We start from the raw sequence: 20,059 nt of genomic DNA on the forward strand, positions 1-20,059 counted from the left end.
GGACGAGGCTAAGCCCGCGCCTCCGGGTGACGCACTCCATTTAGTTACGCTTCCGTGGTGCTCGTGCTGCTCCCCCCTTCCGAAACCAAGGCCGCCGGCGGCACCGGCGCGCCGCTGGACCTCGGCGCGCTGTCGTTCCCGGCACTGAACCCGACCAGGGCGAAGCTGGCCGACGCGCTGGCCGAACTGGCGGGCGACGTCCCCGCCAGCATCGCCGCGCTCGGCATCACGCCGCGGCAGGCCGACGAGGTGGCCCGCAACGCCGAGCTGTGGTCCTCGCCGACGATGCCCGCACTGCGGCGCTACACCGGGGTGCTCTACGACGCGCTCGACGTCAAATCGTTCACCAAGGCGACGCTGGCGAAGGCCGAGAACCGCCTCGCCGTCGCCTCGGCGCTCTTCGGGGTGGTCGCGGCGACCGACCCGATCCCCGCGTACCGGCTCTCCGGCGGGAACGCGCTGCCGTCGCTCGGGACCGTCCGCGGTGTCTGGAAGCCGGTGCTCGAACCGGTGCTCCAGGGAATCGAGGGGCTGGTCGTCGACCTGCGCTCCGGGACCTACTCGGCGCTCGCGAAGCTCCGGCCGGACGCGGTGACCGTCCGCGTCGTGACCGAGGACGCGAAGGGCAACCGGACCACGGTGAGTCACTTCAACAAGGCGTACAAGGGAAGGCTGGCCGCCGAACTGGTGAAGTCCCGCAGCGAACCGTCCACTGTGGAGCAGCTGATCCGGGTGCTGTCGAAGGCGGGCCTCGACGTCGAGCGCACCGGCGACCACAGTCTGGAGCTGCTCACCGGGGACGGAGTGCATTAGTTCCGTACCCCTACGGGCTTCTTCCTCGGTTGTTCCGCGAGGCGTACCTGCGGAAAGTGATTTCCAGCCATCTGGAAAGGAACAACCGTGAACAGAAGACAACGGCTTCTGGGGATCGCCACCGCCACCCTCGGCTGCCTCTCGGTCCTCCTGCCCGCGCCCGCGGCCGCCGCGCCCCTGACCGCCGTCACCCCGACGGATCAAGCGGTCGTCCCCGGCGGACCGCACACGAACTCCATCGGCGGCACCCCGGCCTCGGTCAGGGACTACCCGTTCATCATCGCGGGTCTTCGCGAAGGCGGGACGAGGCCGCAGGGGCAGACCTGCACCGGTTCGGTCGTCGCGCCGCGCAAGATCCTGATCGCCGCGCACTGCAAGGCCGCGTCCGGGGAGAAGAGTTTCCTTTACGGACTGGACGATCTCAACGCCGGCGGCGGGACGAGGGTCGGCGTCGTCAGCTATGACACCCACCCGAAGTACGTCAACTTCGACCAGGGTTACGACGTCGCGGTGGTCACCACGGACGCCGACATCCCGGTGCCGGGCGGCCAGTACGCGAAGGTCGCGACGTCGGCCGACACGGAGCTGAACAAGCCCGGCAAGTCCGGGCTGGGGCTCGGCTACGGCAAGAAGGACTTCAACGACGACACCCGCAACGTCGAACTGCACAAGTTCACCCTGCCGATCGTGCAGGGCAGCAACTGCAGCGGCGTCGGCGCGGGCTTCCAGGAAGCCACGATGATCTGCAGTGGCTACAGCGACGGCCACGTCACGATCCTGCCGGGCGACAGCGGCGGACCGCTCATCGTGGACGGAAAGGTCGTCGGCGTCGCGTCGTGGAGCCGCAGCGACTTCAAGTGGTACAGCGTGTACGGCAGGCTCAACAACGACATGGGCGACTGGGTCAAGCAGCAGATCGGTGAGCCGCAGAACCCGGAGAAGTTCTCCCTCGCCGTGACGCCGTCCTCGCTGAAGGTCGAGCCGGGCAAATACGTTTCGGCCACGGTGACCAGCAAGCCCGGCAAGAACGGCGCGGAGAAGGTCGAGCTGAGCGCGTCCGGTCTTCCGGAGGGCGCGACGGCGACCTTCCAGCCCACGTCCATCAACTCGGGCGAGTCGGCCAAGGTGAGCATCGAGGTGCCCGCCGGGACGGCCGAAAAGGACTACACGGTCACGATCTCGGGCAAGGGCACCACCGACACCGCGACCACGAACCTGACGCTGACCGTCGGCGCCGGCGGGCCTCAGCCCGGTGAGCTCAAGGTGAGCCTGAGCCCCACCAGCGGGACCTCCCAGCCCGGCTTCTTCAGCAACGTCACCGTTTCCGCCACCGGCGGCACGGGCACGATCAAGCTGTCGGCGTCGGGGCAGGGTCTGCCGTTCGCGCCGTTCTTCAACCCGCAGACGATCTCGAGCGGTGGCAGCTCGACCATGCAGGTGGTCGCGCCCTTCCAGCGCGGCACCTACCCGGTGACCGTCACCGCGACGGACTCGGCGGGCAAGACCTCCAGCGCCGTCTATACCCTCACGGTCCTTTAGCGCGCGTGTCATGAGGGGTCCCCATAGGACGAATTTCGTCCTATGGGGACCCCTTATGACACCCGGGACGGCCAAAGCACCGCCATGGCGGCATTGTGCCCGGGGATACCGGAGACACCGCCACCCCGCACGGCCCCGGCACCGCAGAGCAGCACCCGCTCGTGTGCCGTCTCGACACCCCACTGCCCCACCTGCGCGGCATCGGCCGCGTAAGGCCACGACAGATCGCGGTGGAAGATGTGTCCCGCGGGCAGGCCAAGTTCGGCTTCGAGGTCCAGGGGCGTCTTCGCCTCGACGCACAACCGGCCGTCCGGTGCGCGCAGCACGCAGTCCTCGATCGGCTCGGCCAGCACACTGTCCAAAGAGGACAAGGTCGCCCGCAGCGCCTCCTCGCGCGCGGCGTCGCCACGGCCCGCGAACAACCGCGCGGGCATGTGCAGCCCGAACAGCGTCAGCGTCTGCACACCGGCGGAGCGTTCGGCGGGACCGAGGATCGACGGATCGGTCAGCGAGTGGCAGTAGATCTCACACGGTGGCAGCGACGGGATCCTGCCCGCGGCGGCCTCGGCGTACGCGGTCGCCAGCTGCTCATAGCCTTCGTTGACGTGGAACGTGCCCCCGAACGCCTCGCGCGGGTCGACACCCGGATCGCGCAGCCGCGGCAGCCGTGACAGCACCATGTTCACCTTGAGCTGCGCGCCTTCCGGCGCCTCGGGTGGCTCCTCCCCCAGCAACCGCGCGAGCGTCCGCGGCGCGACGTTCGCCAGCACGTGCCCGCCGCGCACGCCGATTTCTTCGTCGCCGAGCCGGTAACGCACCGAGCCGTCCGGATCGATGGACAGCACCTCGGCGCCGGTCACCAGCCGCGCCCCGGCGGCGCGCGCGGTGGACGCGAGCGCGCCGGTCACCGCGCCCATCCCGCCGACCGGGACGTCCCAGTCGCCGGTCCCGTTGCCGATCACGTGGTACAGCAGGCAAAGGTTCTGCCGGAAATCCCCGGCGTCGGCGAAGGTCCCGATCAGGGCGTCGGTCAGGACGACGCCGCGGACGGTGTCGTCGCCGAACATCCCGGTGAGCGTTTCCGCGATCGGCCGTTCGAACAGCGCGTCCCAGGCCGCCGGGTCGATACCCGAACGCAGTTCCTCCCTGGAGCGCAGCGGTTCGGTCAGCGTGGGGAAGGTCCGCTCGGCGACCCCGGCGGTCATCGCGTAGAACCGTTGCCACGCCTCGAAGTCCTTTGTGGACCCGGTGAGCTTGGCGAACGACGCCGCCGTACGGCCGTCGTCACCCGTGTCGACAAGGAGACCTCCGTCGCCGACAGGTGTGTAGGACGACATCCGCCGCCGTCGCAGCTCCAGCTTGAGGCCGAGATCCGCGATGATCTTGCGCGGCAACAGGCTCACCAGGTACGAGTAGCGCGAAAGCCGGACGTCGACGCCGGGGAAGGCGCGGAACGAGACCGCGGCCCCGCCGACCTCGTCGCGGCGTTCCAGTACCAGCACCGAGCGGCCGGCCCTGGCAAGATAGGCGGCTGCCACCAGGCCGTTGTGCCCGCCACCGACGATCACGGCATCGTAGAAATCCACGCAAGACCTCCCAGTAAAACGACAGTGCGCCGCGGTCATCGTGACCGCGGCGCACCGCCGTTCGCAAGGACTCAGAAGGTGATGGAGAATCCTTCGATCGTCCCGCTGTCGAACCGGTAAACGTCGCGGACCCGCAGCTTCCAGGTCCCGTTCGCCGGTTCGGACGAGGCGTTCACCGTGTACGACGTGTGCACGCCGGTCGCCTCGCCGATCCCTCCCGCTTGCTTGAGGCCGAACACCGCGCCACTCGGCCCGATCAGGTCGATCGCCAGGTCGGCGGTGTAGGTGTGCGCGATGTCGACCTTGACCGGCAGTGTCGCCGACGCCTTGCCGTCGCAGCCTTCCTGCGTCACCGAACTGGTCACCGCGTCACCCGCGTCCGGAATGGACACCGGTGTGGTGTTCGACTTGGCCCCGCACGTCGGCGTGGGGCCGCCACCGCCGATGAACGACACGTTCAGCAGTTTGTTGACCGTGCCGCCCGGCAGTCCCTTGAGCACGCCGCCGGAGGCGTTGTTCACCAGCGCGTCCCGCGTCTGCTGCGCGGTGGCACCGCGGTTCGCGGCGAGGTACAGCGCCGCCGCCCCGGCCACATGCGGGGTGGCCATCGACGTCCCGCTCATGTTCGCCGAACCACCGTTCGAAGTGGACAGCGACGTGATGTTGCTGCCAGGGGCGAAGATGTCCACGCACGAACTGTGGTTGGAGAACGAGGACTTGTTGTCACTCTGGTCCGAGGCGCCGACCGTGATCGCCTCGGGGACGCGGGCCGGGCTGACGTTGCAGGCGTCCTGGTTCTCGTTGCCCGCCGCCACCGCGTAGACGAAGCCCGCCGCGATGGACTTCTTGATGACGTCGTCGCCGAGCCCGACCTGGTCCATCCGCAGGCTCAGGTTCGCCACCGCCGGTTTGGTGCCGTTCGCGGTCAGCCATTCGGCCGCGTCGACGATGGCGGAGTCCGGCCCGTTGCCCGAACAGTCGTTGCCCAGCACCTTCAGCCCGACGAGCTTGACCTTCTTGGCCACGCCGTAGGTCTTGCTGCCGATGGTGCCCGCGGTGTGACTGCCGTGCCCGTTGCAGTCCTTCCCGTTGCCGCCCACGAAGTCCTTGCCGATGGACGCGCGCCCCTCGTACTCCGGGTTCTCCGGGTTGATCCCGGTGTCGAGGTCGTACGCGGTGACGCCCTCGCCCGTGTTCGGGTAGGTGAAGCTCTTGTCCAATGGCAGGTTCTTCTGGTCGACGCGGTCGAGGCCCCAGGTCGGGTTGGTCTGCGTGCCGACCGCACGCGCGGTGCCGTCCTGGTAGACCGCCTTGACCGCCGGGTCGGCCGCGAGCCGCCTGGCCTGCCGCTCGGACATGCCCTTGACGGAGAACCCGCGGAGCACGTTCTGGTACGCCGACCGGACCTGACCTCCGTAGCGGCCGGTCAGCGAAGCCGAGGACTGCTCGACCGCGAGGGTGCCGACGTCGTGGAGCACCACGATGTACTGGTCCCCGTAATGCTGGTTCGCCTGTACGACAACGCCTTCCGCCTGTTCGGCGAGGGAGTTCCCGGCGGCGAGCGCCGTCAGCGCGGTGGCCGCGACAGCCACCAGGCCGACCCGTACGCCGCGGCGCATCAGAGACCCGCCACGTTCAGCAGCTTGTTGGTCGAACCGGAGCCCGGGCTGGTCACCACGCCGTTGGTGGCGGCGTCGGCCAGGCCGGACGCGACCGCGGACGGAGTCGCCGACGGGTGCGACGTCAGGTAGATCGCGGCCGCGCCGGCGACATGCGGCGTCGCCATCGAGGTGCCGCTCATCTGCTGGGTGCCGCCGCCGTTGCGCAGCGAGGTGATGCTGGTCCCCGGCGCGAAGATGTCGGTGCAGCTGCCGTAGTTCGAGAACGAGGACCGGCGGTCGTCGCTCTGGGTGGCGTTGACGGTGATCGCCTCACGCACCCGGGCCGGGCTCGTGGAGCAGGCGTCCGTGTTGGAATTCCCCGAGGCCACCGTGTTGGTGATGCCTGCCGAGACGGCGCGGCGCACGGCGGCGTCCACCCCGGAGTCGGCCGGTCCGCCCAGGCTCATGGTGAGCACCGACGGGCCCTTGGCGTTCTTCACGACCCAGTCGATCCCGCTGATGATCTGCGAGTACTGGCCGCTGCCCTGGCAGTTCAGCACGCGGACCGAGACGATCTTGACGCCCTTGGCCACGCCGTAGGTGGCACTGCCGACGGTTCCGGCGACGTGCGTGCCGTGACCCTGGCAGTCACGGGCGTCGCTGTCGTTGTCGATGAAGTCGTAACCGCTGCTCGCGCGGCCGCCGAACTCGGTCTGACGGTAGTCGACACCGGTGTCGAGGACGTAGACCGTGGCCCCGGCTCCGTCGTTCGGGTAGGTGTACTTCTTGTCCAGCGGCAGATTCTTCTGGTCGATGCGGTCGAGGCCCCAGGTCGGGTTGGTCTGGGTCCCGGTCATGTGCGCGACAGCGTCCTGCTGGACGAAGTCGACGTTCGGGTCGGCGGCGAGCCGCTTGGCCTGCGCCTCGGTCATCTTGGCCGAGAAGCCGTTCAGCGCGGCGGTGTAGGTCGCCTTCACCTGGCCGCCGTATTTGGCCGCGAGGCCGGCGTCACCGCTCTTCAGCGAGACGATGTACCCGTCCGTGACTGCTCCCGGCACGCCTGCGCCGCGGATCTGCCCCTCGGCGGCCGTGGCCGGTCCGGCGAAGGCCACGGAAGCCGCGACGGCGGCCCCGGTGAGTACCACGCCCGCGATCCGGTGACGTCGAAGTTCTCCACGCATTTCCTGAGCTCCGTTCACTCGAACAGGTGGTTCGCGCCGGCAAGGGTCCGGACCGGCGCCGTGACGAGCAGTCACTGTGGAATCACTTTCGGGTGGCGGGACCTGCGCGAACAAGCGAGGCAACGGTCCGTAGGACTACGTATCTAATAGGGAATTCCCCCGTCCCTACGAAAGTTCCGTGACCGCCCGAGCGGGTTCCGTGAGCACTGAGCACGCGCTTAAGCTGCGTTCACTCGAACGGTGTGGTTCGTGAAGCGGGGGTGACCCGGCATGGTGATCGGTGGATGCCGACGCAGGACGAGTTCGCCGGTGCTCGTCGGCCGTGATGCTGAACTACGCGTGCTCCTCGACGGCGCCATGCGCTCGCCGTCGGTGATCATGCTCGAAGGCGAAGCCGGCGTGGGCAAGACCCGGCTCGCCACCGAACTGCTGGCCTGCCCCGAACTCGCCGGGCGCCCGGTCCTTTCCGGAAGCTGCCAGCCGTTGCGGGAGCCCTTCCCGTACGGCGTGGTCTTCGACGCGCTGAAGGACGTCCGCCCGCCACACGAGCTCAATCCCGTGACCGGCGTCCTCGGTCCCTACCTGCCGGAACTCGCCGCCTTCCTGCCCCAGCCGCCACCCCGGCTCGGCGACCCGAGGGCCGAACGGCACCGGCTCTTCCGCGCTGTCCGGGAACTGCTCGGCTCGCTGGGACCGCATGTCCTGCTCATCGAGGACCTCCACTGGGCGGACGACGGCTCCCGCCGTCTGCTGCGGTTCCTGATGACCGATCCGCCCGCCGGATTGACCCTCCTGCTCACCTACCGGCGCGAGGAAACACCCGGCGGCATCCCGCTCGGCAGTGCCTTCCGGCCCGCGCCTGGCACCGAGCACATCCTCGTCACACTCCGCCCGCTCGACCGCGACGGCGTCCAGGCCCTGGTGTCGGCCCTGCTCGGTGAGGCGAACGTCTCGGCGGAGTTCGCCGCGCGGCTGCACGAGCGGACCGCGGGGATCCCGTTCGTGGTCGAGGAGGTCGCGCACGCGCTCGCCGGTATCGAGGGCGCTTCGCACGCCGACGGCGCGACCGCGCGGCGCCTGCTCGACGCGGTCGAAGTCCCGCCACTGCTGCGGGAAGCCATGCTCGAACGCCTCGCCGCGCTGCCGTCCGCCGCCCGGCGGATCACCGAGGCGGCCGCCGTCCTCGGCACACCGTCCACTCCGGACCTGCTGACCGCCGCGGCCGCGCTCACCCCCGAACGCGCCCACCGCGCGCTGATCCTCGCGCTCGAACGCAACGTCCTGGTGGAGACCGGCGAAGGTGAGTACGGCTTCCGGCACACACTCGCCCAGCGGGCCGTCTACCGCGCCATTCCCGGACCCGATCGGCAGGAACTGCACCGGCGCGCCGCCCGGCTCCTGCGCGATCGTCTCCCGCAGTCGCTGGTGCGGCTCGCCGAACACTGCCGCAAGGCGGGAGACCGGGCCGGAGCGCTGAAGTACGGCGAGGCGGCCGCCGATCAGGCGTCGACGGTCGGCGACCTCGCCACGGCGACGGATCTGCTCCGCACACTGCTCGACGAGCCCGGCCTGCAACCGTCCGATGTGGACAGACTGGCGGTCAAGTTCAGTTCGGTGGCGTGCAACGGCCTCGCCCAGGCCGAAGTCGTCCCCGCACTGGAAAAGCTGCTCACCGACGGCAGGCTGTCCGGACGCCTGAGCGGCGAGGTCCGGCTGGGGCTCGGGCTCCTGCTGGTCCGCCAGGCGGGCGGGCTGGAGGCGGCGAGGACCGAGATCGAGATCGCCGTCAACGACCTCGCCGACCGGCCCGACCTCGCCGGACGCGGGATGGGGGTGCTCGCGCAGCCCTGGGTCGGCGCGACCCCGCTGCGCGAACACCGGCGCTGGATGGACCGGGTGGACGGGCTGATCGAACGGGCCACCGACCAGCGGCTGAGGATCATCCTGATGGCCAACAACGTGGCGTCGAGGCTGCACATCGGGGACGCGCGCGGCTGGGCCATGCTGGACCGGGCGCCCACCAGCGTCGGTTCGGCCGACGAGCAGCGGCATCTGGCGCGGCTGCACTGCAACGGCGCCGACGCCTGCGCCTGGACGGGCCACCACCGGCGCGCCAGAAGCCTGCTGCGCAGCGGGATGCAGCTGGCCGCCGACTGCGGCGCGCCGTACGTCGTCAGCACGGCGCGCGCGACGGCGGTCCACACCGACTGGCTCACCGGGAACTGGGACGGCCTCGCCGAACGGGCGGACGCGCTGATCGACGAGTACCGCGACCTCCTGCCGGTGACCAGCGAACTGTGCCTGGTGCTGGGCCTGCTCGCCGCCGCCCGCGGTGAATGGGACGAAGCCGCGGCCCGGTTCGCCGGAACCGCGGCGGACCAGCCGGAGAACGCGTTCACCCCGGTCGCCATCGCCGCGCACGCCGGGATGGCGGGCATGCTGCTCGCGCAGGACCTCGGCGAGGCCGCCGTCGCGCAGGCCGAGAAGGGGCTGGAACTCTTGCGCGCCAAGGGTGTCTGGGCCTGGGGCGCCGATCTGCTGATGGCCGCCGTCGACGCGTACTGCGTCACCGGCCGGGACGCCGCGGCGCAGGCGCTGACCGACGAGTTCGAACGCGAGATCGGCGACCTCGACGCGCCGTCGACCCGCGCCGCGCTGGCCGCGAACCGCGGGCTCATCGCGGCTTCGCGAGGTGACCACGCCGAGGCGATCAGAGCCTTCGAGCAGGCGCGGACCCGTTTCGACGCCCTCCCCGCGCCGTATCACGCGGCGCTGATCGCCGAACGGGCCACGCGGTGCCGCCTCGCCGTGAACGAGGACGTCGCCGAGACGTTCGCCGCGCTCGCGGAGGCGTTCGACCGGCTCGGCGCCACCCGCGACGCCGCGCGCTGCCGCCACGCGTTCCGGTCCACCGGCGCGGTCGCCCCCTCCCGGCGCGGCCGCCGGGGCTACGGCGACGAACTGTCCCCGCGCGAACGCGACGTCGCCCGGCTGCTCGCGGCCGGGCATACGAACAGGGAGATCGCCGAGGTGCTGTTCCTGTCCCGGCGCACGGTGGAACAGCACGTCGCGAGCGTGCTGCGCAAGCTGAAGGTGCGGTCGAGGAGTGAACTGGCGGGGCTGCGGTCCGCGTAGTGACGGCTCATCGCCGAAGCGCCCGGTAACGGTTGAGCAGGGCGGTGATCCGCGAGGGGTCGGCGGATCCGTTCAGCTCGGTGAGCAAGTCGTCGGGGCACAGCTCGTAGTGGTCGCCCCACCACCGCCGTGCCTTGGTGTCCCAGATCCGGTACCCGCCGGGCACACCTCTCGCCACGTACCGCCGCTTCGCCAACCGGCCCTCCCCCGAGCGTCGTGAGTGGTAAAGACGTTTCTAACCCTCATCGCCACTCACGAGCACCCGATTTAATTCGGTTGCGGGTGCGGGACGACGTCCGTCATGATCGTGCGCGATCCGGCCGAGGGTGCCGGTGGATGCGACTGGGAGGTGCCTCGTGCTGATGACTGTCCGGGGCCTTTGCCGCCCCCATCCACTCGCCCCTCGAGGCTGAGCCACGACGCTCGCCCGGTGGGGCACCCCTGACTAGGAGAACCCACCAGTGCGCAAGCACGATCTCGAAGATTCCCACGCTTTTGAGAAGACCGACCGTCCGCGCCGTTCCCGGCGTGCCCGGTTCGACGACGAGCCCGAACCCACCCGCGGCGGACGGCTCACCGAGGCCGAACGCGTCCGGCTCGCCCGGCTGCGTGAAGACGCCTACACCGAGACCGCCATCCCCGGTGGCGGCGACCGTTGGAGCACCTGGGACGAAGCCGAACACGGCCCGCATCCGCGACCGGACTGGGTGATCACCGAACTGGCGGCGGTGGACACCGAACTCGGCATCCTCAAGACCGGCAAGGAGGCCGACGTCCATCTCGTGCGGCGGGGCCTGCCCGACACCGAGGGCACGGTGCTGGCCGCCAAGCGGTACCGCAGCGGGGAACACCGGCTGTTCCACCGCGACGCCGGCTACCTCGAAGGCAGGCGGATGCGGCGGTCCCGCGAAATGCGGGCCATGGAGTCGCGCAGCAGCTTCGGCCGCAACCTCATCGCCGAGCAATGGGCGGTGGCCGAGTTCACCGCGCTGAGCAGGCTCTGGACGGTCGGCGCCCCGGTGCCGTACCCGGTGCAGCGCGACGGCACCGAGATCCTGCTGGAGTTCCTCGGTGACGGCGAGACGGCAGCGCCGCGTCTGGCGCAGGTCCGGCCCGAGCCCGAGCAGTTGCGGGAACTGTGGTTCCAGACCGCGGCGATGCTGGAACTCCTGGCGTCGCAGGGGCTCGCGCACGGCGACCTCTCGGCGTACAACCTGCTCGTGCATCGCGAGCGGATCATGGTGATCGACCTGCCCCAGGTGGTCGACATCGTGGCCAACCCCGGCGGGCTGGAGTTCCTCGCGCGGGACGTGCGGAACATCGCCACGTGGTTCCACTCGCGGGGCCTGCCGGAGCGGCTGACCGCCGTCCCCGAGCTGATCGAGGAACTGCGGGAGATCGCCGGGCTGCGCTGATCCCCGTTGCGGCCCGGGATCGCATTTCGTCCTCTGGATGCGGTCTCGGGCCGTTCGGGGCTTGACGCTCGTCTTGTGATCGCCGTAACTTCCCCGGCACACCAACGGAATTTCCCGGTCACACGCCAGCCCGAGATGTTAGCGCTAACACTCATCGAACGTGAGGACTCGCATGGAATCCAACGTCAGCCGCCGGACCGTGCTGCGCGCCGCGGCGCTCGCCACCGCCGTGCCCGCCGTCAGTGCCATCGCGACGCAAGCGACCGCCGCCATCCCCACGAGCGCCGCGGCGGTCCCGGCACGCTGGGCGGTCCAGCCGTTCCAGCTCGCCGACGTGACCTTGCAGCAAGGCGTCTTCGCCGCCAAGCGAGCGCTCATGCTCGCCTACGGCCGGGGCTACGACGTCAACCGGTTGCTCCAGGTTTTCCGTGCCAACGCGGGACTTTCCACTCTCGGCGCGGTCGCCCCCGGCGGCTGGGAGGGCCTCGACGGGGAGGCGAACGGCAACCTTCGCGGGCACTACACGGGCCACTTCCTCTCGATGCTTTCGCAGGCGTACGGCAGCACTGGCGAGGCGGTCTTCGCCGACAAGATCCGCACCATGATCGGCGCGCTCGCTGAAGTCCGCACGGCGTTGCGGAAGGACCCCACCGGGCTGGCCGCGTCCGGACCGTTCGGCTCGGGCGTCGACAACGTCCGCGGTTCGTCCCAGTACATCGAACTCCCGCCCGCCGTCCTGGCCACCGCCCGCGACCTCACCGTCTCGGTCTGGGTCCGGCCGTCCCACGCGTCGGCGTGGGCCAGGGTGTTCGACTTCGGCGACGACACGAACCGCTACCTCTACCTCGCCGCCCGGAACGCCTCCGGTGTCCCCCGGTTCGCCATCACCGACGGCGGCGCCGGCCGGGAACAGGCCATCGACGGCTCGGCGGCCCTGCCGCTGAACACCTGGAGCCATCTCGCGGTCACCATCGCCGGGACGACCGGGACGCTGTACGTCAACGGTGTCGTGGCGGGCAGGAACACCTCGATGACCCTGAATCCGGCCGTACTGGGCACTTTGCGCAACCACTGGCTCGGCCGCTCGCTGTATCCGGACCCGGCCTTCGCGGGCGCGTTCGGCGAGACGAACCTGTGGTCGCGAGCGCTCGGCGCCGACGAGATCGCGAAGCTTCAGCACGAGTCCGCCACCGGCGACCTCGCGTCGTACACCTTCGCCGAGACGACGGGGACCTTCGCGGACCGGTCCGGCCACGCCGGACCGGCGAAACTGCGCCGCACGTGGGGCGGGCCGAGCCACCCCGGTTTCCTCGCCGCCTATCCGGAAACCCAGTTCATCGCGCTCGAATCCATGACGGGCAGCGACTACACGAAGGTCTGGGCGCCCTATTACACCGCACACAAGATCCTCCGCGGCCTGCTCGACGCCCACGCCAACACCGGTGACGAGCGCGCGCTCGACCTCGCGTCCGGCATGGGCGACTGGATGTACTCGCGGCTCTCGAAACTGCCGAAGACCACGCTGCAACGGATGTGGGGCCTGTTCTCCAGCGGCGAATTCGGCGGCATCGTCGAGGCGATCTGCGATCTGCACGCGGTCACCGGCGCCCCGGAACACCTCGCGCTGGCCCGGCTCTTCGATCTCGACCGGCTGATCGACTCCTGCGCGGCGGGCCAGGACATCCTCACCGGCCTGCACGCCAACCAGCACATCCCGATCCTCACCGGACTGGTCCGGCTCCACGACGAAACCGGCGAAACGCGCTACCTCGACGCGGCCCGGAACTTCTGGGGCATGGTCGTCCCGCCCCGGATGTACTCCATCGGCGGAACGAGCACCGGCGAGTTCTGGAAGGCACCCGGGCTCATCGCCGGAACCCTCACCGACGTGACCGCCGAAACCTGTTGCGCGTACAACCTGCTCAAACTCGGCCGGATGCTGTTCTGCCACGAGCAGGACTCGCGCTACATGGACTACTACGAGCGCGCCCTCTACAACCAGGTCCTCGGGTCCAAACAGGACAAGGCGGACGCGGAAAAGCCTTTGGTCACCTACTTCATCGGGCTGACCCCCGGCCACGTCCGGGACTACACCCCGAAGGCGGGCACTACCTGCTGCGAGGGCACCGGGATGGAGAGCGCGACCAAGTACCAGGACACCGTGTACCTCAAGGGCGCCGACGGCAACTCCCTCTACGTCAACCTTTACAGCCCGTCGACGCTGTCCTGGCGCGAGAAGGGGATCACGCTCACCCAGCGGACCGCCTTCCCGTACGAACAGAGGTCGACGCTCACGGTGCGCGGCAAGGCCGCCTTCACGCTGCGCCTGCGTGTGCCCGCATGGTGCACGGGCGGGTTCGAGGTCCTGCTCAACGGGCAGCCGGTGCGGCAGACCGCCGTGCCCGGCACCTACTTCCCGCTCTCCCGCGACTGGCGGGACGGCGACACCGTCGAGGTCCGCACGCCGTTCCGCCTCCGGGTCGAGAAGGCGGCCGACGCGCAGGAGATCCAGAGCCTGTTCTACGGCCCGGTCGCCCTCGTGGCCCGCGATCCCCGCACGACGTTCCTGCGGTTCGGCCTGTACCGCAACGCCGGGCTGTCGGGCGATCTGCTGCCCACGCTGAAAACCGTCGCGGGCAAGCCACTGCACTTCACCCTCGACGGCGTCGAACTGGCGCCCTTCTTCGAGGGGACCGAGGATCCGACGCACGTCTACTTCCAGCGCGCCGAACCCGCGATCGTGTTCGGCGCCCTCGACTCGGGGGTGGCGAATCCGGTGAAGCCCGGCGGCACGACCCTGCTGGACGAGATCTGGGCGGCCGCGCCGTTCGCCGACAAGGGCGCGCTGATCCGTCAGGTCCAGGCGAAGACCACCGCTTGGCGGGACGCCGGGCTCCTCGGCGCCGAGGACGCCAGGAAGGTCGTCACCACCGCCAGGCAGGCCTCTTACGCCAAGTGAGCGAGGCTTTTCGACTGCGGTGAAAGCTTCTTCGAGGTTTGTCCGAAATGCTTTACCCTCCTGATGGGAGCGCTCCCACATCCATGGCCGCCACGGACAGGCGGCCATGTCTCGATGGGAGAAGGGCGAAGCCGAGTGACGAAACAACGAAGTACCGTCCTGGCCGTCGTGACCGTGCTGCTGGCGAGCGTGCTCGCCATGGTGCTGAACACCGGCACCGCCGCCGCGCACGGCGCGATGATGAAACCGGGCAGCCGCACGTTCCTCTGCTGGAAGGACGGCCTGTCCCCGACCGGTGAGATCGTCCCGCACAATCCGGCCTGCGCCGCCGCCGTCCGGACCAGCGGTGCGAACTCGCTCTACAACTGGTTCTCCGTCCTGCGCTCCGACGGTGCCGGACGCACCCGCGGCTTCATCCCCGACGGGAAGCTGTGCTCGGGCGGCAACCCCGGATTCGCCGGTTACGACGGCGTCGGCGACTGGCCGCTCACGCATCTGACGGCCGGCGCGACGTTCGACTTCTCCTACAACGCGTGGGCGGCGCATCCGGGCTGGTTCTACACCTACGTCACCAAGGACGGCTGGGATCCGAACCGGGCACTGCGCTGGGACGACTTCGAGGACCAGCCGTTCCTGACCGTGGACCACCCGCCGGTGACCGGCCCCGTCGGCAGCGTCGAGGGCCAGTACAAGTGGAGCGGCGCGCTGCCCACGAACAAGACGGGCAGGCACATCATCTACTCGGTGTGGAAGCGCTCGGACAGCGCCGAGACGTTCTACGGCTGCTCCGACGTCGTGTTCGACGGCGGCAACGGCGAGGTGACGGGGATCAACGACCCCGGCACGCCGCCCTCGTCGACGACGACCACCTCGTCGCTGCCCGGAGGCGGTTCGTGCATGGCGATGTTCAACGTCACGAACACGTGGTCCGGCGGCTACCAGGCGACCGTGACGATCATGAACCACGGCACGGCGGGCTACAGCGGCTGGCGGGCGGGCTGGGTGCTGCCCACCGGGCAGCGGATCGCCAGCGTGTGGAACGGGACGTTGAGCCAAACGGGGAACGTGGTGAACGTCGCCAACGCCAACTGGAACGGCGTGGTGCCGCCGGACGGCGAGACGACGTTCGGTCTCGTGGTCGACTCCCCGGGGACGAGTCCGGCGCAGCCGTCGGTGACCTGCCAGGGAAGCTGACCGACTGTCCACAGTGTCACGAAGGGGTCTTTCAAGGCGCTTCACGCCTTGGGAGGCCCCTTCGTGACGTCCACCGGACGACGCCGTCGTGGAGACCCTGCCCACAATCGGTCCCTCCAATTGGGAGGGCGGATAACGGTCCGGTACAGTAGTGCTAGACCGCAACCGGCGGCGTGGATGAGTGGTGTCCGTCGCCTCCAAAGCCAACCGAATGGCTCGCGGTATCCGTATCAACCAATTGGCGCGCGGTGTCACGCAGACGCGGTGTGCCGGGTTCGTCCCTGTGAACGCCCACCGCACACCATCTTGCCCTGCCTGCGCGCGGGCAGCCCGGGCCTCCCTTGCGACGAGTCATGTCCGAGAGGCATTTGTGACAGTCACGTTCAATTCCGGCCACGTTTCTCCGTCGGCCCGTCAGCACCGCAGCAAGCCGCGTACCCGTCCCACGGGTGACGCGATGCTGCGTGACGACGCCGTCGAGACGGTCAAGGCCCAGACCTGGGCGGAGCTCGGTCTTCCCGAGCCCCTGCTGCGGGCACTGGCCGACGCCGGTATCACGACCCCCTTCCCGATCCAGTCGGCGACCATCCCCGACGCACTCGCCGGCCGCGACGTCCTCGGCCGCGCGCAGACCGGTTCCGGCAAGACCCTCGCCTTCGGCCTGGCCATGCTGACCAGGCTCAACGGCGGCAGGGCCCGTCCGAAGCACCCCCGCGCACTGATCCTGGTGCCGACCCGCGAGCTGGCCATGCAGGTCGCCGACTCGCTGACCCCGCTGGCCAAGTCCCTCGGCCTGTGGTGCCGCACCGCCGTCGGCGGTATGGCCTTCCCCCGCCAGGCCGACGCGCTTTCCCGCGGTGTCGACCTGCTGATCGCCACCCCGGGCCGGCTGTCGGACCACGTCCGCCAGGGCACCGCGTCGCTGTCGGAGTGCACCTTCATCGCGCTCGACGAGGCCGACCAGATGGCCGACATGGGCTTCATGCCGCAGGTCCGCGAGATCCTCGACCTGACCCCGCGTGACGGCCAGCGCCTGCTGTTCTCCGCCACCCTCGACGGTGACGTCGACCGCCTGGTCCGCGCGTACCTGACCAACCCGGTCACGCATTCGGTCGCCCCGTCGACCGCGAGCGTCACCACCATGGACCACCACGTGTTCCAGGTGTCGCACCAGGACAAGCAGGACATCATCACCGAGATCGGCGCCCGCGAGGGCCGCACGATCATGTTCGTCCGCACCAAGCACCACGTGGACCGCCTCACCGAGCGCCTGCGCGAAAAGGGCGTCCACGCGGCCGCACTGCACGGCGGCAAGACGCAGGGCCAGCGCAACCGGGTCCTCGCGGACTTCAAGGAAGGCTTCGCCCCGGTCCTCGTGGCCACGGACGTCGCCGCGCGCGGTATCCACGTCGACGACATCTCGCTCGTGCTGCACGTGGACCCGGCCGCCGACCACAAGGACTACCTGCACCGCGCGGGCCGCACCGCGCGCGCCGGGGCGTCCGGTGTCGTGGTCACGCTGGTCACCCACGACCAGCGCCGCATGGTGCGCCGGATGACCGACCGCGCCGGTGTCCGCGCCGAGCAGACCACGGTCCGCCCGGGCGACGCCGAGCTCGCTCGCATCACCGGTGCGCAGCAGCCCAGCGGTGAGCCGGTCGTCGAGCGTCGTCGTGAGTCCCCGCGTCGTGGCGGTGGCCGCGGCTACGGTGGCGGCGACCGCGGCGGCTACCAGGGTTCGCGCGAGGGTCACGGTCACCGCGAAGGCGGCCGTCCCGGCGGCTTCCGCGGCCGCCCGCGTCGTACCGAGTCCGGTGGCGGCAGCGGCCGCCCGCAGCGTCCGGGCGGACGCCCGCGTCGCAGCTTCGACAGCTGAAGTAACTGAACGGAGCCGGCTCGTCCGGCCCCAAGCGTGTTATGAACGGGACTTTCATTGCAAATTTCGCAATGAAAGTCCCGTTCATAACATCCGGCCCCGCGAGCGCGTTCGCTGTGGGGACCACCACGTCCGGCGCCGAACGCCGGATGGGAGACTGCGGGACGTGACTACTCCCGGCCCCGCTCCCCAGAACCTCCCTCCCGACCAGGTCTTCGACTGGCTCGACGTAGAGGCGGAGAAGCGGGCCGAGGCCGGGCTGGTGCGCAAGCTGCGCATCCGGCAGGCGCAGGAACCGGAGCTGGACCTCGCGGGCAACGACTACCTCGGGCTCGCCAGGGACAAGCGCGTCGCCGGCGCGGCCGCGGCCGCCGCGTTGCGCTGGGGCGCCGGGGCGACGGGGTCACGCCTGGTCTCCGGCACCACCGAGGTCCACGCCGAACTCGAACACGAACTCGCCCGCTTCTGCGGGACTCAGGCCGCGCTGGTCTTCTCGTCCGGTTTCACCGCGAACCTCGGCGCCGTCACGGCCCTGTCCGGCGCGGATTCCGCGATCGTCACGGACAAGTACATCCACGCCTCGCTGATCGAAGGCTGCCGGCTGTCCCGATCGGACATCGCCGCCGTCGCGCACAGCGATCCGAGCGCCTTCAAGCACGCGCTGGCGACCCGCCGCAAACCGCGCGCGCTCGTCGTCACCGATTCCGTGTTCTCCGTGGACGGCGACATCGCCCCGCTGGAGCAGCTCGCCACCGTCTGCCGGGAGCACGGCGCGTCACTGCTCGTCGATGACGCCCACGGTTTCGGTGTCCTCGGCGAGGGCGGCCGCGGTGCCGTCCACGCCGCGGGACTCTCCGGCGCGCCCGACGTCGTCACCACGATCACGCTGTCGAAATCCCTTGGGGCGCAAGGCGGAGCGGTACTCGGGCCGCGTCGCGTGATCAAGCATCTCGTGGACACCGCACGCAGTTTCATCTTCGACACCGGGCTCGCGCCCGCCAGTGCCGCCGCCGCGCTGGCCGCGCTCAGCGCGCTGAAGGCCGAGCCGGAGCTGGCCACCAAGGTGACCGGAGCGGCCGGAAACCTCGCGATGCAACTGAAAGCGGCGGGATTCCGGGTCAGTCTCCCGGACGCCGCGGTGATCTCGGTCCAGGCACCGTCCCCCGAAGCGGCCGTCGCGTGGGCGGCCGAGTGCGCGGATCAGGGCGTGCGGGTCGGCTGTTTCCGCCCGCCGTCCGTACCCGACGGCATCTCCCGGCTGCGCCTGACCGCGCGGGCCGACCTCACCGAGGCCGATGTGGACCGCGCGGTCGCGGTGATCACGGCCGCGGCGCCGCCCGGCGCCACATCGTGATGTGCGGGATCCCGTCTTCCATGAACTCTTCGCCCTCGATCACGAAGCCGTACTTGGCGTAGAAATCCGTCGCGTACGTCTGCGCGTCGAGGACACACGGCGCGTCGCCGATCCCCGCGAGGGCCGTCTCCATCAGCCGTCCCGCGAGTCCCTTGCCACGTGAGCGGACGGCCGTGCACACCCGGCCGATGCGGAAGGTGCCGCCGGCGTCCTGCAACACCCGCAGGTACGAGTCGACGGCGACGGAACCGCCGATCCAGAGATGCCTGGTGCCGGGCAGGAGGTCGCGGCCGTCGATCTCGTGATAGGCGCAGTCCTGCTCGACGACGAACACGTCCACGCGCAGGCGGAGGATGCCGTGCAGCTGCGCGGCGGTGATCTCGTCGCCGGCGACGGACAGCGGGAACGACGTGGTCTCGATGATCGGGGTGTCGGTGCTCACGTCCACTTGTTAGCACATCGGACGTGAAGAAGGCATCGATCAGCCGATCAGCCCGCGGCCGTTCTGCTGGGAGATCTCGTTGGCGTAGTGCGAGACACGGGTGTAGACGCCCGGCCTGTTCGGCTTCGCGCAGCCTTCGCCGAACGAAACGATCCCGATCAGCGTGTCACCCACGACGAGCGGGCCACCCGAATCGCCTTGGCAGGCGTCGATCCCGCCTTCGGGATAACCGGCGCACACCATGTCGCTGGGGTCGTAGCCCGAGTACGCGCTCCGGCAGGTCTTGTCGCTGACCACCGGGACGACCGCGCTGCGCAGGTAGTCCGAACGCGCGCCGCCGTCGGCGACGCGGCCCCAGCCGAGAACCGTCGCCTTCGTGCCTTCGCTGTAGAGGTCGGCGTCACCGTTGTCCGCGACCTTCGCGGGCCGGTACGGCAGCTGGCCGCTGACCGTCATCACCGCGATGTCGTCACCCTTGCCGGGGTCGCCGCTGTAGTCGGGGCTGACCCAGATCCGCGAAACACGCAGTTCCACGCCGTCTCGCGTGCGCTTGTCCTCCCGCCCCGCGATCACCCGGACGTCGGCGCGTTTGACCGCGACCGCGCAGTGCGCCGCCGTCGCGATCGTCGTGGAACTCACGATCACCGCTCCGCAGTACTGGTTGCCGCCGCGATCGGCCAAGTAGACCGCGTAGGGGTACTGCGAGACGGAAGCCTTGCCGCCGCCCACGATCCTCGGCTCGACGGCCTTGTCCGGCCCGCTCACCGCACTGTCGTCCGCCGACGCGCTGTTGACCGCGATCGGCACCATCACGGCCGTCGCGAGCACCGCTCCGACCGCGAGCAGCAGGGTGCGACGTGACTTCTTGGGCATGTTCTGTCCCTTCACCGGGGCGTACGTACTGCCAGCTGGTGGCAGGGGCCGGGGCGCCGCGGCACTGGGCCATCGCGATCATCGTGGTCGT

At 69.9% G+C, this 20,059-nt stretch carries 14 protein-coding genes; 8 read left to right on the forward strand and 6 right to left on the reverse strand.

Going from position 1 to position 20,059, the window contains the following annotated elements:
- Positions 1 to 57 precede the first annotated feature (57 nt).
- Positions 58 to 813 (forward strand): peroxide stress protein YaaA, encoded by a 756-nt coding sequence (yaaA, locus tag SD37_RS28595; protein ID WP_044850944.1) that lies wholly within the window; start codon positions 58 to 60, stop codon positions 811 to 813.
- Between the two features lie 87 nt (positions 814 to 900).
- Positions 901 to 2,352 (forward strand): trypsin-like serine protease, encoded by a 1,452-nt coding sequence (locus SD37_RS28600; protein WP_044850829.1) that lies wholly within the window; start codon positions 901 to 903, stop codon positions 2,350 to 2,352.
- Between the two features lie 53 nt (positions 2,353 to 2,405).
- On the opposite strand, the gene SD37_RS28605 is transcribed toward SD37_RS28600, so the two are convergent.
- The 3 genes from SD37_RS28605 to SD37_RS28615 all read right to left on the reverse strand — a co-directional run bounded on the left by SD37_RS28605 (position 2,406) and on the right by SD37_RS28615 (position 6,720).
- Positions 2,406 to 3,938 (reverse strand): phytoene desaturase family protein, encoded by a 1,533-nt coding sequence (locus SD37_RS28605; protein WP_044850830.1) that lies wholly within the window; start codon positions 3,936 to 3,938, stop codon positions 2,406 to 2,408.
- A 71-nt stretch (positions 3,939 to 4,009) separates the two neighbouring features.
- Positions 4,010 to 5,557: a S8 family peptidase gene (locus SD37_RS28610; RefSeq protein ID WP_044850831.1), complete on the reverse strand. Its 1,548-nt coding sequence runs from the start codon at positions 5,555 to 5,557 to the stop codon at positions 4,010 to 4,012.
- Entirely contained in the window at positions 5,557 to 6,720 is a 1,164-nt protein-coding gene (locus SD37_RS28615; RefSeq protein ID WP_044850832.1) for a S8 family peptidase, read from the reverse strand. Before SD37_RS28615 ends, SD37_RS28610 begins: the two co-directional genes overlap by 1 nt.
- Positions 6,721 to 7,029: 309 nt before the next feature.
- Here SD37_RS28615 and SD37_RS28620 point away from each other — a divergent pair, with 309 nt between their 5' ends.
- A complete protein-coding gene (locus tag SD37_RS28620; RefSeq protein ID WP_044850833.1) occupies positions 7,030 to 9,855 on the forward strand; it encodes an ATP-binding protein in 2,826 nt (941 codons plus the stop codon).
- A 7-nt stretch (positions 9,856 to 9,862) separates the two neighbouring features.
- Here SD37_RS28620 and SD37_RS28625 read toward each other — a convergent pair whose 3' ends face one another.
- A complete protein-coding gene (locus SD37_RS28625) occupies positions 9,863 to 10,051 on the reverse strand; it encodes a hypothetical protein (RefSeq protein WP_044850834.1) in 189 nt (62 codons plus the stop codon).
- Between the two features lie 265 nt (positions 10,052 to 10,316).
- On the opposite strand from SD37_RS28625, the gene SD37_RS28630 reads away from it, so the two are divergent.
- The 5 genes from SD37_RS28630 (at position 10,317) to SD37_RS28650 (ending at position 18,653) form a co-directional block, all read left to right on the forward strand.
- A complete protein-coding gene (locus SD37_RS28630) occupies positions 10,317 to 11,270 on the forward strand; it encodes a serine protein kinase RIO (protein ID WP_044850835.1) in 954 nt (317 codons plus the stop codon).
- Between the two features lie 172 nt (positions 11,271 to 11,442).
- Positions 11,443 to 14,229, forward strand: coding sequence for a beta-L-arabinofuranosidase domain-containing protein (locus SD37_RS28635; protein WP_044850836.1), 2,787 nt, complete (start codon positions 11,443 to 11,445; stop codon positions 14,227 to 14,229).
- A 135-nt stretch (positions 14,230 to 14,364) separates the two neighbouring features.
- Positions 14,365 to 15,423 (forward strand): lytic polysaccharide monooxygenase auxiliary activity family 9 protein, encoded by a 1,059-nt coding sequence (locus tag SD37_RS28640; RefSeq protein ID WP_044850837.1) that lies wholly within the window; start codon positions 14,365 to 14,367, stop codon positions 15,421 to 15,423.
- 370 nt (positions 15,424 to 15,793) lie between these two features.
- Positions 15,794 to 17,299 carry a DEAD/DEAH box helicase gene (locus SD37_RS28645; RefSeq protein ID WP_065913003.1) on the forward strand — a complete coding sequence of 502 codons (1,506 nt, stop codon included), beginning with the start codon at positions 15,794 to 15,796 and terminating at the stop codon, positions 17,297 to 17,299.
- Positions 17,300 to 17,465: 166 nt separating this feature from the next.
- Positions 17,466 to 18,653, forward strand: coding sequence for an 8-amino-7-oxononanoate synthase (locus SD37_RS28650; protein ID WP_044850839.1), 1,188 nt, complete (start codon positions 17,466 to 17,468; stop codon positions 18,651 to 18,653).
- Here SD37_RS28650 and SD37_RS28655 read toward each other — a convergent pair.
- Positions 18,619 to 19,101, reverse strand: a complete 483-nt coding sequence (locus tag SD37_RS28655; RefSeq protein ID WP_037313876.1) for a GNAT family N-acetyltransferase — start codon at positions 19,099 to 19,101, stop codon at positions 18,619 to 18,621. The two genes, SD37_RS28650 and SD37_RS28655, sit on opposite strands and share 35 nt — an antisense overlap.
- Positions 19,102 to 19,134: 33 nt before the next feature.
- The gene (locus tag SD37_RS28660) at positions 19,135 to 19,968 is read right to left on the reverse strand and encodes a S1 family peptidase (RefSeq protein ID WP_044850840.1); all 834 of its coding nucleotides are present in this window, start codon (positions 19,966 to 19,968) and stop codon (positions 19,135 to 19,137) included.
- Between the last annotated feature and the right edge of the window lie 91 nt (positions 19,969 to 20,059).

The sequence above is a fragment of the Amycolatopsis orientalis genome (assembly GCF_000943515.2).
GTDB classification, from domain to species: Bacteria; Actinomycetota; Actinomycetes; order Mycobacteriales; family Pseudonocardiaceae; genus Amycolatopsis; species Amycolatopsis orientalis.